At 57.9% G+C, this 15852-nt stretch carries 14 protein-coding genes; 6 read left to right on the top strand and 8 right to left on the bottom strand.

Annotated features, from left to right (window positions below; genetic code table 11):
• Window positions 1–4: 4 nt before the first annotated feature.
• Window positions 5–1063, bottom strand: a complete 1059-nt coding sequence (gene rfbB / locus GGD62_RS23495; protein ID WP_183235978.1) for a dTDP-glucose 4,6-dehydratase — start codon at window positions 1061–1063, stop codon at window positions 5–7.
• 14 nt (window positions 1064–1077) lie between these two features.
• Window positions 1078–1635, bottom strand: coding sequence for a dTDP-4-dehydrorhamnose 3,5-epimerase (gene rfbC, locus GGD62_RS23500; protein WP_018316118.1), 558 nt, complete (start codon window positions 1633–1635; stop codon window positions 1078–1080).
• Window positions 1636–1984: 349 nt separating this feature from the next.
• On the opposite strand from rfbC, the gene GGD62_RS23505 reads away from it, so the two are divergent.
• The 3 genes from GGD62_RS23505 to GGD62_RS23515 all read left to right on the top strand — a co-directional run bounded on the left by GGD62_RS23505 (window position 1985) and on the right by GGD62_RS23515 (window position 7988).
• Window positions 1985–4324, top strand: coding sequence for an AAA family ATPase (locus GGD62_RS23505; RefSeq protein ID WP_183236130.1), 2340 nt, complete (start codon window positions 1985–1987; stop codon window positions 4322–4324).
• Window positions 4325–4397: 73 nt separating this feature from the next.
• Complete coding sequence (locus GGD62_RS23510) at window positions 4398–6410, top strand: hypothetical protein (RefSeq protein WP_183710428.1); 2013 nt, start codon at window positions 4398–4400, stop codon at window positions 6408–6410.
• Window positions 6411–6518: 108 nt separating this feature from the next.
• Window positions 6519–7988 carry an exopolysaccharide biosynthesis polyprenyl glycosylphosphotransferase gene (locus GGD62_RS23515; RefSeq protein ID WP_026201608.1) on the top strand — a complete coding sequence of 490 codons (1470 nt, stop codon included), beginning with the start codon at window positions 6519–6521 and terminating at the stop codon, window positions 7986–7988.
• A gap of 55 nt (window positions 7989–8043) precedes the next feature.
• Here the strand turns inward: GGD62_RS23515 and GGD62_RS23520 are convergent, their stop codons facing one another.
• Entirely contained in the window at window positions 8044–8412 is a 369-nt protein-coding gene (locus GGD62_RS23520; RefSeq protein ID WP_018316114.1) for an H-NS family nucleoid-associated regulatory protein, read from the bottom strand.
• 696 nt (window positions 8413–9108) lie between these two features.
• Here GGD62_RS23520 and GGD62_RS23525 point away from each other — a divergent pair.
• Entirely contained in the window at window positions 9109–9492 is a 384-nt protein-coding gene (locus tag GGD62_RS23525; protein WP_018316113.1) for an H-NS family nucleoid-associated regulatory protein, read from the top strand.
• 125 nt (window positions 9493–9617) lie between these two features.
• On the opposite strand, the gene GGD62_RS23530 is transcribed toward GGD62_RS23525, so the two are convergent.
• The 3 genes from GGD62_RS23530 to GGD62_RS23540 all read right to left on the bottom strand — a co-directional run bounded on the left by GGD62_RS23530 (window position 9618) and on the right by GGD62_RS23540 (window position 12225).
• A complete protein-coding gene (locus GGD62_RS23530) occupies window positions 9618–10694 on the bottom strand; it encodes a nucleotidyltransferase family protein (RefSeq protein WP_246800256.1) in 1077 nt (358 codons plus the stop codon).
• Window positions 10681–11898 carry a serine/threonine protein kinase gene (locus GGD62_RS23535; protein ID WP_183710430.1) on the bottom strand — a complete coding sequence of 406 codons (1218 nt, stop codon included), beginning with the start codon at window positions 11896–11898 and terminating at the stop codon, window positions 10681–10683. Before GGD62_RS23535 ends, GGD62_RS23530 begins: the two co-directional genes overlap by 14 nt.
• A 105-nt stretch (window positions 11899–12003) precedes the next feature.
• Window positions 12004–12225, bottom strand: a complete 222-nt coding sequence (locus GGD62_RS23540) for a hypothetical protein (protein WP_245283133.1) — start codon at window positions 12223–12225, stop codon at window positions 12004–12006.
• Window positions 12226–12910: 685 nt separating this feature from the next.
• On the opposite strand from GGD62_RS23540, the gene GGD62_RS23545 reads away from it, so the two are divergent.
• Complete coding sequence (locus GGD62_RS23545) at window positions 12911–13126, top strand: hypothetical protein (RefSeq protein WP_049814761.1); 216 nt, start codon at window positions 12911–12913, stop codon at window positions 13124–13126.
• Between the two features lie 851 nt (window positions 13127–13977).
• The gene (locus tag GGD62_RS23550) at window positions 13978–14175 is read left to right on the top strand and encodes a hypothetical protein (protein ID WP_246784211.1); all 198 of its coding nucleotides are present in this window, start codon (window positions 13978–13980) and stop codon (window positions 14173–14175) included.
• 31 nt (window positions 14176–14206) lie between these two features.
• Here GGD62_RS23550 and GGD62_RS23555 read toward each other — a convergent pair whose 3' ends face one another.
• Together GGD62_RS23555 and fdh3B are read right to left on the bottom strand one after the other, a co-directional pair.
• Complete coding sequence (locus GGD62_RS23555) at window positions 14207–15208, bottom strand: formate dehydrogenase subunit gamma (RefSeq protein WP_018316107.1); 1002 nt, start codon at window positions 15206–15208, stop codon at window positions 14207–14209.
• Between the two features lie 39 nt (window positions 15209–15247).
• The gene (gene fdh3B / locus GGD62_RS23560) at window positions 15248–15844 is read right to left on the bottom strand and encodes a formate dehydrogenase FDH3 subunit beta (protein WP_018316106.1); all 597 of its coding nucleotides are present in this window, start codon (window positions 15842–15844) and stop codon (window positions 15248–15250) included.
• Window positions 15845–15852: the final 8 nt, after the last annotated feature.

The following is a 15852-nucleotide window of genomic DNA, read 5'->3' on the forward strand; positions in this document are numbered from 1 at the left end:
CACCTCAGTTTTGGGCAGCCAGGAGACCCAGACGCGTGCCGTCATAGACACCGCAGCGAGCACGCTCCCACCATGCGCGATTCTTGAGATACCATCCGACGGTTTCGGCCAAGCCCTCTTCAAAGGTTCTCGTCGGTCCCCAGCCAAGTTCGCGATGTGCCTTCGACGCGTCGATCGCATAGCGCGCATCGTGCCCCGGACGATCCGGCACGAACGTAACCAGAGATCGTCTCGCTCCCGCGCCCGGGGACAATCGATCCAGCACGTCGCAAATCTGGGTGACGACCTCCAAGTTGGATCGCTGGCTGTCTCCTCCAAGATTGTACTTCTCGCCCGGTTTCCCATCGTAGAGCAGTCTTATCAAGCCGGTGGCATGATCATCGACGTGAAGCCAGTCGCGAATATTTCTGCCGTCGCCATAGACTGGTAGAGGCTTCCGATCGATCGCATTGAGGATTGTCAGCGGAATGAGCTTTTCCGGGAACTGGTACGGCCCATAATTGTTCGAGCAATTCGATACGATGACCGGCAGACCGTAGGTTCGAAACCACGCGAGCGCGAGGTGATCCGAGGCGGCCTTGCTGGCCGAATACGGCGAACTCGGCCTGTAGGGCGTGTCTTCGCGAAACAAGTCGTCGGGCCCTAATGAACCGTAGACTTCGTCCGTCGATACATGGATGAAGCGGAATTTCTTGCGTCTCAGAAGCGGCAGGTGCTCATAGTAGGTCCTGGCGGCCTCCAACAGCGTGTAGGTGCCAACTATATTGGTGTTGACGAAGGCGTCGGGCCGGGTGATCGAACGGTCGACGTGGCTTTCTGCGGCCAGATGTATGACCGCATCCGGCTCGTAATCGGCGAATGCGAGATCCATAACCTCGCGATCGCAGATGTCGGACTGCAGGAACGCATAAGATTTCCGCGTCTCGATGCTCGCCAGCGCAACTGGGTTGGCTGCGTATGTCAACTTGTCGATGTTGATGACTGCGGCACCAGTCTGCAGCACCAGACGGCGACACACCGCAGAACCGATAAAGCCCGCTCCGCCGGTCACCAGGATACGCATTCTACTCGTCTCCACTACTCAAAAACGAAACCAAGCTGGTTGAACGCAGGAAGGGTTTGGTCCTTTGGTGACACCTGAGCCTGAGAGATCGTCACGGGCCACTTGATCGCTAGCGTCGGATCAGCCCAATAGACGCCGCCGTCGTGGCTCGGGGCATAGACCTGGTCGACCTTGTACAAGACGACGGTCTTGGGTTGCAGCGTACAGAAGCCATGCGCGAACCCCTTCGGAATGAACACCTGCTCACCACTTTCGCTATCCAGCTGGATGGCGATATGCTTGCCGAAGTTGGGCGATGACCGCCGGAGATCGACGGCAATATCGAGAATGGCCCCGTTCAACACCCGTATGAGTTTCGCCTGGGCGAAGGGCGGTCGCTGGAAGTGCAGGCCACGTACCGTGCCGATGCGGTCTGAGCTGGACTGATTGTCCTGCAGGAAGTCGTGGAGGATACCCTTTTCGGCAAAGGCCGATCGCTGGAAGGTCTCACAGAAGTAGCCGCGGCCGTCGGCAAACCGATCTGTTCGAACTACTTTGACATCAGGGATCGCCAAGGATCGCAGTTCCAGCATTAGGTACTCCTGCCGGCCCTCACTTCAGAATCGGGTTTCCATGCGGAGGGCATAATCCCCGATGGAATTAATTCTTTGCCAGGCCAAACCGGCCCCTAACCATCGCATTATTTTTGATAAAAACACTGCATAGACCTTAAGTGACGGAAATACAATACTATTTTCCCACGATTTGGCCCAAAATGACGCGCTCATTGATTTTCGATCTCGTTTCAATTAATAGATGATTCATTTAATTTGGCAAGCAGATTTTTATAAGGTATATAATCCCTCGCCGCTTGGTACGTCCTTCTTGAACGCTGGTCTGCGGGCGGGCGGCCTCAACGTGGCTCAGTCGGATAGGTACGTGATGCTCCAGAACAATCTTCAACACACGGATAAACTACGGCTGGCGGTGAACGGGCTTGCTCAACCCGTCCAGGCAGACAGCGGTGGGATCAACGACGTCATCAATTTCGCGATCGGGCTTCTGCGACGCCAATATCTCGTGATCCTTGTCACTGCTGGACTCATCACTGCGGCCAGCGTGCTCTATCTCCGGCTGGTATCTCCAACCTATACGGCGCAGGTTCAGATCCTGTTAGCCAATCCAAGACCCCAGTTTGTCCAGCAGCAATCGCTCGTCGCCGAGCCGGCATACGATCTCGGTCAGATCGAGACCCAGCTTCAGCTCCTGAGATCAAGGGCAATTGCGGTTGCGGTGATCGATCAGTTGAAACTGACGGACGATCCGGACTTTAAGGCGTCGGGGCCATCTCTACAGTCGCTCTGGCAGCGAATCCGGTCATTTGCCTCGAATGGACCGAAGAAGGAAGCGCCCTCGGATACGCAGGGCGAACCATCGGACGCTATGGTAGACGCATTTCTCGGCCGACTTTCAGCGGGACGTATCGGGTACAGCAACATCATTGAGATCAGTTTCAGTTCGAGCAACGCGGTTCGAGCCGCGGAGATCGTCAACGCCGTAGCCAAGGCCTATGTTGCGGACCAGCTCAACGCAAAGTTCGACGCAAATCGCAGGGCAACAAGCTGGCTGCAGGAGAGGCTGCGCGACCTTGGTGACCAGGCCCTCACTGCACAACGGGCCGTCGACGTCTACAAGGCCCAGAACAATATTGTTTCTCTGGATGGAAAGCCCATCGACGAGCAGCAGATCACGGAGATCAACAATCGATTGGCTGCCGCACGCGCCCAGACCTCTGAAGCCACGGCCAAATTGGCTCGCTATCAAACTCTCCTTACCTCGTCCGATCCGAAAAATCCGGCCTCGATGGCCAATCTGGATGCCGTCGGGGCCGATGCGCTGAACAGTCAGATCATCACGGGGCTGCGCCAGCAGTATCTAGAACTCATGAGACGCGAGGCCGAGTTGTCCGCCAGGGTCGGTCGCGACCACCTGGCAGTCGTCAATGTCCGGAATCGCGCGCGAGAATTTCGTGTCTCCATTTTCGACGAAGTCAGAAGACTTGCCGAAGTCAGCCGAAGCGAGTTCGAACTCGCCAAACAGCGCCAGGAAGAAGTCGAAAAGCAACTGTCCAAGTCCGTTTCGCAGTCTCGTTCAGTCAATTCTGCCGAGTTGACTATCAAGGATCTAGATAGCCGGGCGAAGGGCTTGCGCAGCCTGTACGAGACCTTCTTGCAGCGTTACATGGGCTCCGCACAGCAGGAGACATTTCCTGTCTCAGAAACACGGGTCCTTTTTCCCGCTTCGCCACCGCCCAGCAAGAGCAAGCCAAAGACAAGGCTGGTACTGGCGCTGGGCATCCTTGGCGGTCTTGGAGTGGGCATCGGCTTGGCGCTCCTCAGAGACCTCATGGACCGCGTCTTTCGTACCTCCTCCCAACTGGAAACTGTGTTGGAATTGCCTTGCCTATCTATGGTCCCGTTGTTACCCGCCCGCAAGTCTCCGAAGCCGTCAGTTCGGCTCCTGAAAACCGATGATGATAACCAGCAGCGGATAGTTTCGTCTCCAACCGCAATTCACCGAACCGTGGTCGGGATGCCGCTATCTCGATATACGGAGGCAATTCGTTCTATCAAGCTGGCCATCGACCACAATCCGGCGAAAATCTCCTCCCAGGTCATCGGCATTACCTCGGCCCTGCCGAATGAGGGGAAGACCACGATTGCGGCCTCGCTCGCGCAATTGATCGGGCACACCGGCAAGAGAGCCATCATCGTCGACTGCGACCTCAGGAATCCCTCACTAACAGCTATCTTTGCGCCCAAGGCTGTCAGCGGAATCATCGAAGTTGCAAACGGCACCCGGTCTCTGGCGGACGCCATTTGGCGGGATCCGACAACCAACCTTGCATTCTTGCCCGCCGTGCGGCGGGGACCCCTGCTTCACACCAGCGAAATTCTTTGCGCGGACGCGATAAGCAAGCTGTTCGACCGTTTGCGAGCTGACTATGACTACGTCATCGTCGACCTTCCTCCCCTGACCCCGTTGGTTGATGTCCGAGCCACTTCATCTCTCATCGACTGCTACATTCTGGTTGTTGAATGGGGCCGTACCAAAATAGATGTCGTGCAGCACGCGCTGCACACAGCACCCAACATTCACGAGTCGCTCATTGGGGCAGTGCTCAGCAAAACCGATACCAAGGCAATGGCTCGATATGACGGTCATCGGAGCTACTATTATCATGACAGCCACTACATCCGTTATGGACTTTCCGGCTCTTGAGGCTGTCTCGTAGCGGCCTCCGCGTTCTCCGGCCGGTGGATCGGCGGAGTGGCCGCACCACGATGAGGTTCACATGATTATCCGCCTTGTCATGTTGGCCGAGTTCGTGGCGATTACCGCGGCGCTCGCGATGCCGGAAAGCCTGCAAAGCTGGGTGTTGGCATCCTTCGTACTTGCAACGGCCGCGCTGGTCGTAGCGATCTTTCCATCGTCCACCTCCCTCGGGCTCTCCAAGCTGCTCCGGCCCGGTCTCGTCGCTGTACTCGTGGCTCCGGCGCTCTGGATGGCGTTACAGGCAGTGCCGATGCCCATGGGCACATTCGGCAATCCCATTTGGGCCACTGCATCGGCCGCCCTGAACGAGTCGCTCGCCGAAATAGTCACGGTCGATACCAGGGCGACTATGGTCTCGCTCTCGCAGTATTGTGCAGTGCTCGCCGCGGCCCTCCTCACCGCGGTCATCGCGCTTGATCGATACCGCGCGGCGCAAGTCCTTCATATTCTCCTGTCGATAGCCACGATCGCCACTGCTATGTGGTTCCGTAAGGAAACAACTGGTATTGCCGGGCCCGATGGCTCAACCGTCGCTGTGCTCGGCGTTTTGCTTTCCTGTGCGACGGCAATACGAGCGCTCGATCAGCTACGACGGCACAGTCGGCCCGGAACAATCGCGCCAGCCCCGCTCCCGGCTCTGTTCGCGGCGATCATCGCAATGATCGTCTGCCTGGCCGCGCTGCTCAGCCGGGCCAACTCCACCGCCATCGTTTCTGCCCTCCTCGGATCAGGAATCTTGCTATCGGTATTCGCTATTCGCAGGTGGTTCTTGGGCTTGTGGGGTACCGCCGGCATTTTCGCAACAGCCGCGATATTCTCTATTGCCAGCGTCACGGTCATTCCGTTCAAAACGAACACCGATCTGACGATCGCCTTGTCAACGAGCAGCCAGATCGCGACAGAACGGATGCTGCAAGACGTCGCGCCGGCAGGATCCGGTGCGGGCGCTTCGGCGGTCCTCTTGCCGATTTATCGCGACGTTGGAACCGACGCGACACGAGAAAGACCAACCGCCGCCGCAGCCATTGTCATAGATATGGGCTGGGCCTTCCTTTGCGGCCTCGTAATTATAGCGATGCTCGGCGCCTGTATTCTGGTCAGGCGTTCCCTTTCTCGAGCTTACGATTACGTGTACCCGGCCCTGGGCGCGGGCGCTTCGATAGCGCTAACGATACTAGCCTTTGCCGATCACGGAATTCTGGGTTTGGGCGCGTCGCTTTTGGTCGCTGCGCTTTTTGGACTGGCGTTCGCTCAAAGCCTCCCCGGCGCGGGCCGAGACGCCATATCCGCGGAATGGAAGGCGCCTTCGGAGCGGATGGCCGGTCCGGCCCCGGCGCCGCTTCCAAAGTTCGCGTCGTCATTGAACGCGATTTGGCCCCGCGCTGCCCTGATGCTGCTTGGAATCGCGCTGATCATGCAGGCAGTATGGACGGTCCCTCCGGAGTGGTATCTCGGTGGTCAATCTTCTTTGTCGACAGCCCTATCGACAATAGCGCCATGGCCGTACGGGATCTCGAAACCGGTTTCAGTTGCGGCAGCACGTGAAGACTTATCTCTCCGAGGAGAAGCGAGATCCGGCTGGGATTCGGCACCAGCTGCGGACGAGCAAAAGACAGATTCTCCGGCGGCTTCAAAAGCGTTTGCTCGTGCATTGCGCTCTTCGCCCCTCCGCGGCGACATTTGGCTCTTGCTCGCGGCGGCATCGAAGCACAATTTGGCTGAGTCTAGCACGGCAGCGATGCTCAAGATGTCGTGGTACACCGCGCCCAACGAGTTGGATCTGCTTCCGTTGAGGCTGTCCATCGCACTCGCTACAGATGCAGTGCTACGGGACTTCGAGTTCCGTGACTTGATCAAACGAGACGTCAGCATCGTCGTTACGCATCAGCCTATCGTGAGCCCGGTGCTTGCGGCCGCATACCGGTCGGCTTCGGCCGACGGAAAGGTCTATCTTGAGAGCCTGATTTCGGAGCTGGATCCGTCGTACCTCGACAAGATACACGCGCGGAACTCCCGACAGGGATCTCGGTAAACCCTCCGGGCGGCACGGAATGCTAGATAGCCAAGGTCGGTATTTTTTTTCTTGATAAATTCAGTTAATTAATAATATATTAAATATTAACTCGCTGGTGCCCGAGAAATGAACTTCGTGAACCGACATTTTCCCGATCGGGAGGTTACGGATCGTGTCAGTCCCGGGCCGGCTGTGTCCCGCCAGCACAAATGGCCCCTCCGTTATGACTCGGTTGAATACGTGGCGCTCTGCGCGGATATTGCGACCATTTTGTTTGCGAGCGTCGCTTCCACATTGCTGCATCAGGCTAAAAATGGACAAGCCGCAGGCGACTTGGGCGCTGCAACTGGCTTGGCGCTAGTAAGCGCGGCTTATCTCGTTTGCGTGCTGAAGACCCAGGGCCTTTATCAGCCAGTTGAGCTCCTCGCCCTCCGAAACCAAATACGCGTCGTCTGTATGGCTTGGACGTCGTTGTTGCTCTTCATCTGGGCCGTGTCCGGCTTTGCGGTTCGCCCGGAGTCTTCTCAGCAAGCAGCCCCGCTTTTCGCCGTCTTGGGCCTCGGCTTGCTTATGGCCGAGCGGTGGGGGGTCAAGGCGCTTCTCGGAAGGGGACTCAGCGGCAGAAAGTTCGCCGAGACAAATATTGTTCTGATCAGCGATCAACCACTATCGAAGAACGCGGGGCTGTCTGAAGCGCTCGCCATGCACGGTTATTGCGTCAAGGGACGGTTCAGCTTGCCTCCAATGGGCTTTGGTCCTGTCTGTCGAAGGCGGCTCACCGCCCGCGTGATCGATTACATTCGCAGTTGCCAGCTTGAGCAGGTGGTGGTGGAAGCTAAGCCGGAACGATGGCACGAACTTCGGGCCCTCATTGCCGATTTACGGGTATTGCCGTTCCCAATCATGTTTGTGCCGGTCGGCACACCATCCGAATTGCTTCGACATCATACGCGAAGTCTTGGAAGCGCCGTTTGTGTAGAACTTCAGCCCGGCCCCCTCACACCGCTGGAATGCGCGACGAAGCGGATGATTGATATTATTGGCGCGGGACTCGCGCTGGCGATACTTGCGCCGCTGCTTGCGTTGGCCGCGGTCGCGATCAAACTGGATTCTCCGGGCCCTGTATTCTTTCGGCAGAAGCGCTGTGGCTTCAACGGCCGGACCTTCTTGATCCGCAAGTTCCGGACCATGCATGTGCTCGAGGACGGGCCCGTGATCCTTCAGGCCCACCACGCCGATCGACGTGTCACCCGCGTCGGCAAATGGCTACGGCGGTCAAGCTTCGATGAACTGCCACAGCTGCTAAATGTTCTTGACGGCAGCATGTCGCTGGTGGGTCCGCGTCCCCATGCCTTGGCCCACGACGGGGAATTTGACAAGCTCGTGCGAAACTACGCGTTTCGCCGCAGGGTCAGGCCAGGATTGACTGGATGGGCCCAGATCCACGGCTGCCGCGGTGCAACACCCACAGCGTCCATGATCGAAGCACGTGTACAGTACGATCTCTGGTACATCGACAATTGGAGTCTTCGGCTGGATCTCGCAATCGTGTTGCAAACTCCGATGGAGGTCTTGCGGGGCCGCAACGCCTACTAGGGTTGATCCCCGCCCAAAGCCCCAGACTCCGCAACCCCGCTGGCGCAGCGAGGTTTCACGCCCGCTGCCGGAGCTTCGGAGCCGCTGCCCCTATGCGAAACTCTTCGATCCGACGGCCGGATTTCATGGCAGCAACCAACCACCGCGGCCGCTTGCCACGCCCTGACCAGGTTTCGGAAGTCTGGGGGTTACGATATTTCGGCAGCACGCGCGGATATTTGCGCCTCTGCTTGCCGGTCGGCGAGACGCCCGGCCCACCTGCTTCGGCCAACACAGCCATCCCCCCGCCGAGAACCGCCAGGCGTTTCTCGAGTTCCTGCTTCTCGGCCTTAATCCGATCCGACAAAATGCCGCTAATTTCCTCATGAAGCGACCATAGATCGTCGAGAGACATCGCTTCTAGTTCGAGCTTCTTGGTCGACATGCTAGCATCCTGTAGTTGCGCCCATTTAATATTGTCCCGGCCGGGTAATCAAGAACCAAGTGGTCAGCTTATTCAAAAATATGTGGAACCGAACGGCAGGTTCGTGCTCCACATAACTGCGCCGCCGGTTCTGATCAAGACAAAAAAATGAACTTATCCGCTGAATTTAATAGCGGCCGAAGTAACATTACGCGCCTTGCGTGCACCGACGTCTCGACTCAAGTGAAGAATGAAACGTTGGGTCGGGCGTGGGATCGACCTCCCATGCCGCGCCCTCGAAAAACATATCCGTCACGCGGGCCGCGCTGCTTCGCTCTTACTGAAATGCGACCATGGACCCGCGGCATCCGGGATGCTGAGGGACTGCAATACGCCTGAGGGCGAGCCGTCGCAGCTGGATTTGTGGCTTCAAAGCCTGGCTATCAGTCTATTCAGCCGCGGGCGCGATGAACCGGCTGATGGCCTCCTGAAAGCGCCCAGAGGGCAATCGATAACATCCGACCCCTTTCTCCGGGGCATTAAAAATAACGAAAATAATCCTCGCAATAAATATTAAATAATATATTATTTATTTATCGTCACGCTAATTTGAAAAACCAGCCTTGGATCTATCCCCAGATTTGGCGCTCGGAAACGATACTCGGCGTGGAGATGACAAGATAGTCGGGGCGTGGGTCGAACGGTGACCAGAATCGTATGCGCAGGCAAGATCTCGAAACCATGGATTTTGAGGAACTTTGGCTCCTCCACGAGGAGCTAACAAAGATTCTTGCTGAAAAAATCACGGCCGAAAAGCGCGAGTTGGAGAAGCGCCTGGCGCAACTCAATCAACCGGAACAGGTCGGTGAGCCCGAGAGCGGGGCGGCAGAGATGGGCCTAGGCCAGCCTCCCCGCCGCAAATACCCAAAGGTCGTACCGAAGTACTTCAACCCTCTCAAACCGACAGAGACTTGGTCTGGACGTGGCAAACAGCCGCGCTGGCTGGTCGCCGCACTACAATCAGGGCACACATTGGAGGAGTTCAGGATTCACGAGAACGGTGAAGCCTCCGACCAGAATGCTGGTGGTCAGGGGCATTGATTGCCCTGCCACTGCAAATCCCGCATGCGCGAAATCGTTTGATCCACGGAAGCTGGCAGCCGCTCGGAACGCCAATTGAAAGCGTTCGCTTCGGAGCTGCCGCCTTTACGGAGAAGCTTGTGATTTTAGGCCTTCCCTGCGCGCACCGCGACGGCCGCCTTCAACAGAAACTGCAGGGTTCCCATCCTCGGCAGAGACCACAATCCACGCCGGCGCGCAGTGGGTTGGATGGTGTCATTAGCCATCTTCCGGTAGTTTCCGAGATCCAGCATCATCATTGCGAGGAAGGGCACGCGTGTGGCCGGAAATCGTGCTTGCATCAACTGTCGCATGAACTGCAGACGGGGAATCAGCCGAGAACGCAACTCTTGCGGAATCTCGACGCCAAGCAACTCAGAAAGAGCGAACAGCTGAGTTTCAACCGCGTTCTTCATCAATTCGCCTGACACAAGAGAGGCAAGCTCTTTCCAATCCAGGCCCTCAGCAGAATTGCTCATATCGCGCAATTCCACAAGGTGCCGCAGATCGAGATCGCCCAGCCAATAACCGTAGTCTTGAAATTGATCATGGATGATCAACATGAGCGCCCGGTAGGTGGGCGCGGGGATATACACGCGTCCGCGCCCCAGCGGCGCCGGCACACAATGGTTCAGCGGGTGCCCGAAGCTCTGGTAGAGGTACGCAGGACCTGGAGCTGCCCGCTGCAGGTCGATGGTCCCGACATCCTGCGAGCGATTTAGCTCGACATGCCATCTAGGGCTTTCAGGAGGGGTCTCATAGTCTACATCGTAGCCAATTGCGCATAGGGCGGAGACCGCCAATCTGGCGTCGTCCGGCATAACCATAATATCCAGGTCAGACATTAGCCGAACGCCTCGTCGCTCCTCGGGCGCGGTCACCAGTGTCGATGCCCCCTTGAGCATGATTGGCGTAATTCCCAGGTCGTTCATCGCAATGACGGCTTCTTCGAGTTGAGCGACGAGCCGATTGTTCCGCAGCACGTTCCGGCGGTAGATCTGGCGAATATATCCGCAGACGTCCTCCGAAAGGATCGGTGCAAATTTGTCGACAAAATCGATGAGCGCCGGCGTCGTCAGTGTCTGATTTGCGAGCGCGATTACGGACGTCCACTCGACATCGACAGGTGGCATGCCTCGCAGGCAATTGCAGAGGCTCGTCAGCGCCGCGCTATGCCTTGCCATTGCATAGATCCATAAGCACGCGCCGAGCCTCCACGGCCTCGCAATAGGTGAGTTGAAGCGAGCGCGCGCCCGTGATGATCCGCTTCAAGGCGAAAAATCCGGCCTGCGAAAGTCTTCCGTCAGCAGCAAACGCGTTATCGATGAGCCGCTTCATCGAATCCAGTCGATCTATCGCGGTTAGTTCGGCCGGACCGCTCGCGACACGGTTCAAGAAGATAATCCAGCTTGCGGAAAAGCTCTGGCGGTACGCATCCGCAATGGGTACGTATCGCACCAGAACGCCGTCGGAGCGGCAATGCGTCGCATCGTACCGGCCGCCATGTAGTCGCGAGAGCGAATCCCACGATCCCTCCTTGAGGGTGAGTGCAAACGGGATGCCGCAGATCGCTCCGTCCGCGCCAACCAGCGCAACGTCATCGCCGGCGTACCGAAGTCCGGCATCTACCAGCTGCAATGAGAGGGTAGACTTTCCAGCTCCCGGTTGGCCGCACAACAACAGGCCCATACCGTCCTTCACAAGAGAAGCGGCATGAAGGGAGAAGGTCCAGCGATCGCTTCGAATAAGCCGCTCGGTGATGTGAGCTTTGATCGTTGGGGCCAGAGCCTCGACTTGACATCTGGAGGTGCTGGAATCCTCTCCGCGCAAGATCACTTGCTCGTCCAGCATCATTGCCTCGATCGCAATGTCGTCATCGCCGCCGGCGCTTTGGTCTGAAACACAAAACAGCGAACACAGCCGCCCCAACAGGTCCCGATTTGCAGCTCGGACCCCTATTCGGTGCCGGCCCAGTACCGCTGAGAAGGCACAATCGGTCCGCATTTGCCAGTCGACCTCGAGCAACGCTCGATCGATCCAGGCATCTACGACCTGTCGCGTGAACTGGCGCGCCGTGTGCTCGTCAACGCCTAGCGTCCCAAGCCCCTTACAGGCGTCTTCCAGAGAGGCGCCTTGCGCCAGCTTACACCAGATGAATGCCCCTATTCGGTCCAGTTCAAAGATCTTCTGCCCTGCTCCGCTGAAGAGCACTGATCGACCGTCCAGCAGCGCGAACACTGCGTCCGAAGCCGGTCTCAACACCATCTCTGCCGACGATCTTTCCAGCACGGCTCCAACCAATGTGAAGACATCTGCCTCGCTGTACCGACGAAGCGACGACAGCGCCTGGGATGCTATCGTCGCGGCCTCGACAGCCCACGAAGTCAATCCGAACCGTCCGCGGCGCAGCAATTCCCGTCTGCCGGGCACAAGCGACCCAATCGGCCTCGTTTCGAAGCCACAATCCGGTCCGTCATGCCACAGCTGGCTGCCCTACCCCCTCCCTCCGGAGAAATGTTCAACACCTGCTCTCAAAGAAAGTGCGCTCGCGCTCAACCGATGAGCATCCAGGAGGTACCGATAGGCTTCGCGATCGGCACTGCGTTCTCGCAGAATGCGCTCCTTCTCGCCAATGCCTATCAAATCCGCGCGCATCTGGGCCAACTGCGGCGCATCGGGGGCGAAATCGTACTCGCTAAGAGTTAAATCCCACATTGTCTCCTCCAGCCGAACGAAACCTGGACGAGCTTAGCTTACGTGATCGGCAGCAATTAACAATGATATTTACAACAGTGCCATATAATCAAAATTTATTTCATATTTGAACCGAACCTAACCACCCGTTACCAAAGCTAATTGGCGGCGTGCACCCGACTGATGGCAGGTAGTGAGGGATGGGCCGAGCGCGCGAAGGGCCCGACCTTTTCGATGACGACACCCCGCCGCGACAGCCCACAAAATAAATCGACCGAGAGTCGCAAACCGGACCGACAACACGAATTTAATTGCGCATTAAATGCGAAAAGATAATGTTAACGAGTTGCGTGAGGGGGAGTGAGACCAGTGATCCGGTTGGCCGATCTGTCCGTCAAGAGGAAGATATTTAGCAGAATATTTGGCACGAAGCCGCAGGGATTTGGACATGCTAATTGTGAGGGGCCTCCCAGAAGCCTTCGGTTGAAGCCGAAAGCCTCATTGCATAGGCCTGCCGGCTAAGCCGGCGGTATCCCGAGAATTCGCCAAGCAGGAATCCGGTCGGTTGGAGAAGCGTCGTCACGAGCAAGCTGCCCTTTGCTCGACAACGACCCCAGGTGCGATGCCCCCCAAGTAACCCGCACCGACGAGAGCGCACTCCAGCCGACCGGCCCCTTTTTCAGCAGTATGTTTCTGGGAGGGTCACATGGGTATGGTCATGGTCGAGTGTCCGCAAACGGGTCGCGCGATTCCTACCGGCATCAAATCCGATCGCGAGACTTTCCTGCGGAGCATCGTGTTTTTCGGCAATACTCTTTGCCCAATCTGTGAGGCCAATCACAACTGGTTCGCCCGCGAGGCCTGGGTCGAAGAATCAATCGCCCGGACGGTGGATATCCTTCGTGCGGCTCCTTCGCGCTGAAGTAATGCCAGGGCCATTTCAAAGCGCGCGTCCAAACTCCCTTTTCCGATGCAAGCATTTTGATGCAATGCACTAGAGTGCTCGAAAATATTTCTGCGTATCGTCGTAAAGCGAACGGACGACTCCGGGATCCATTGCTTAGAAATTATTGTCACGTCGTCACAAATTCGATCTTCCCGTCACGGATTCGGCAAGGCCTGTTGGGGTGTTATAGTGAGTACTGGGGTTTGCAGCCTGGCTGTTCTGCATCATACAGCGATCGAGCTCGTTAACCTGCTCGCTCAATTGAAGCGGCTCCGGGAGAGAGTACGAAGGGCGGAAGCACGGCGCTCGGGAGACAGACGACCATCGGCGTCGCGTGCGCGAAAGCCACGAGCAACGAGATATCGCACGCGAACGATCCCCAAATTAGTGCATTTCTGATCACCATGCTGGCTGAATCAAAGACCAGCATGGATGCGCAACGCCTATTCGCCGCAAGCGTGCCGTGTCCTCTCTAGCCCGCCTTCGACAGGCGCCAATTGCCTTCGATGGATCCTTTGGGGTCTACCGGTGCCCACATCGCGCCCACGAGAGCGAGGCCATACGGCCACTTGCACAGCGGCAAACATCGCAGCTTAGACCCTGATTCCGGCTCTCGTCACGACCAAAGCCGCATCACAACAGACAGCGCCGAACGTATTCGTGCGAGTCTGATCCAGCTCTTCCCGTTTCCTCGCTTCGTACTTCCGGCTTCGTTGGACGAGACGCGTCGATGACTTCGGAACCGCTAGCTGTGAAGTGGCTCACATTGCGCAAGGCAATATACGTGTATCCGTCGTGCTGGGTGGACATGGCAGACGGAGATGCGCATGAAACGCCTCATGCTCTCGCTCATTGCAGCCTTGCTTCTCGCCGGAGCGGCCAGCAGCATGCTCAGATCGCACGCACTGTTCGATCAGAAGGGCATGCCATCCATCCAAGAATTGCAGACAGGTCAGGCGAACAAGCTCCCTGAACAGGAGATGCAAGACCGTTCGATCTTGTTTGCGAAAGAACCGGCGCAATAGAGCGAACCACCCGTTTTCGCGGCTGTCCGTCTTACTCTGCCGCCTCGGTTGCGGGTCGTGACTGTCCGTCGTCGGGCCCCGCTCGTGCCGTCTCCTGGTCGAACCAGAGGCTATGGTGCTCGCGCGCCCAGTTGACGTCGACCTCGCCTGAGCCCATCGCCTCGAACGCACCTTCCATTCCGATCGTGCCAATATAGATGTGCCCGATCATCGCCGCGACAAACAGTACGGCCACAATGGAGTGGACGATCTGGGCCATCTGCATGGCCTCGATCCCGGTCATATAGAACGGGAACATGAGCGCGTACCCGGTGATTGCAACCAAGCCGCCGCCGATCACGACGATCCAGTAGATCATCTTCTGGCCGGCATTGAAGCGATAGGCCGGCGGATGATCGTGACCGATCAGGCCGCCGCCGCGCCTCGCCCAATCGACATCCACCTTGTTCGGGATATTGCCGCCGATCCACATCAGGAAGATCAGGACGACGCCGATGGTGAAGGGGAAGCTCAGATAGTTGTGGGCGTACTTGGCCCATTGCGACCATTCGGAGAAAGCTTCGAAGCCGATCAGCGGCAGCAGCAATGGCCGGCCGAACGTGATGTTCAGCCCGGAAATAGCCAGGACAATGAAGCAACTCGCGGTCATCCAGTGCACGAAGCGTTCAAACATGTTGAAGCGCACGATGGTGCGGCCCGACCGTCCGGCTTCGAGACGTACCATCCCGACGGAGAGATAGAAGATCACGATGATCGCGATCATGCCAAGGATGGCAACGCCCCCGACCCAGCGCAATGTCACGTTGCGGAACTCACGCCATTCCCGCCCCTGCGGCTGCTCGAGAACGCCCGACCGCTGATCGGGAATGCTGACGCGCCCCTGGATCCGGTTGAGCTCCTGCAAAAGCTGCTGCTCCTTGACCGCACTCGCGGTCGGATTGACCTGCTGAGCAGTTGCGGGCGCCGCCATGACCAAGAGGAGCAGCGCGCACGCGCCGAAAGCCAGGCGAATGATCCTTTCAATTGACGCCATCACGTCCTCCCGGTGTTGTGCGCCCTTCGGTTGTCCATTTCAGGACTCGATCGTCTCGCGATACGCGGTCTTCCAGCCCCACGCGCCCGAGCCGTAGCCGCGCTTCAAGACGCGCTCCTTGTAGATCTGGGCGATGATCTCGCCGTCGCCCGCAAGCAACGACTTGGTCGAGCACATTTCGGCACACAGCGGCAGCTTGCCCTCGGCGAGGCGGTTCGCGCCGTACTTCTCGTATTCCTCCTTGCTTCCGTCGGCCTCCGGGCCGCCGGCGCAGTAGGTGCATTTGTCCATCTTGCCGCGCGAGCCGAAGTTTCCGACCTTCGGATATTGCGGCGCGCCGAACGGACAAGCGTAGAAGCAATACCCGCAGCCGATGCAGAGATCCTTGGAATGCAGCACCACGCCATCGGCGGTGGTGTAGAAGCAGTTCACCGGGCACACCGCCGCGCAGGGCGCGTCGGTGCAATGCATGCAGGCCATCGAGATCGAGCGCTCGCCCGGCTTGCCGTCATTGATGGTGACCACGCGGCGCCGGTTGATGCCCCAGGGCACCTCATGCTCGTTCTTGCAAGCGGTGACGCAGGCATTGCATTCGATGCAACGGTCGGCGTCGCAGAGGAATTTCATACGTGCCATCGTCGTTG

Origin of the sequence: Bradyrhizobium sp. ERR14 (assembly GCF_014198235.1) — a bacterium.
In the GTDB taxonomy this organism is placed as follows: Bacteria; Pseudomonadota; Alphaproteobacteria; order Rhizobiales; family Xanthobacteraceae; genus Bradyrhizobium.

Coding starts and splice junctions, on each gene's coding strand:
- rfbB (WP_183235978.1), bottom strand. CDS start 1,063: ATGCGTATCCTGGTGACCGGCGGAGCGGGCTTTATCGGTTCTGCGGTG.
- rfbC (WP_018316118.1), bottom strand. CDS start 1,635: ATGCTGGAACTGCGATCCTTGGCGATCCCTGATGTCAAAGTAGTTCGA.
- GGD62_RS23505 (WP_183236130.1), top strand. CDS start 1,985: ATGCTCCAGAACAATCTTCAACACACGGATAAACTACGGCTGGCGGTG.
- GGD62_RS23510 (WP_183710428.1), top strand. CDS start 4,398: ATGATTATCCGCCTTGTCATGTTGGCCGAGTTCGTGGCGATTACCGCG.
- GGD62_RS23515 (WP_026201608.1), top strand. CDS start 6,519: ATGAACTTCGTGAACCGACATTTTCCCGATCGGGAGGTTACGGATCGT.
- GGD62_RS23520 (WP_018316114.1), bottom strand. CDS start 8,412: ATGTCGACCAAGAAGCTCGAACTAGAAGCGATGTCTCTCGACGATCTA.
- GGD62_RS23525 (WP_018316113.1), top strand. CDS start 9,109: ATGCGCAGGCAAGATCTCGAAACCATGGATTTTGAGGAACTTTGGCTC.
- GGD62_RS23530 (WP_246800256.1), bottom strand. CDS start 10,694: ATGGCAAGGCATAGCGCGGCGCTGACGAGCCTCTGCAATTGCCTGCGA.
- GGD62_RS23540 (WP_245283133.1), bottom strand. CDS start 12,225: ATGTGGGATTTAACTCTTAGCGAGTACGATTTCGCCCCCGATGCGCCG.
- GGD62_RS23545 (WP_049814761.1), top strand. CDS start 12,911: ATGGGTATGGTCATGGTCGAGTGTCCGCAAACGGGTCGCGCGATTCCT.
- GGD62_RS23550 (WP_246784211.1), top strand. CDS start 13,978: ATGAAACGCCTCATGCTCTCGCTCATTGCAGCCTTGCTTCTCGCCGGA.
- GGD62_RS23555 (WP_018316107.1), bottom strand. CDS start 15,208: ATGGCGTCAATTGAAAGGATCATTCGCCTGGCTTTCGGCGCGTGCGCG.
- fdh3B (WP_018316106.1), bottom strand. CDS start 15,844: ATGGCACGTATGAAATTCCTCTGCGACGCCGACCGTTGCATCGAATGC.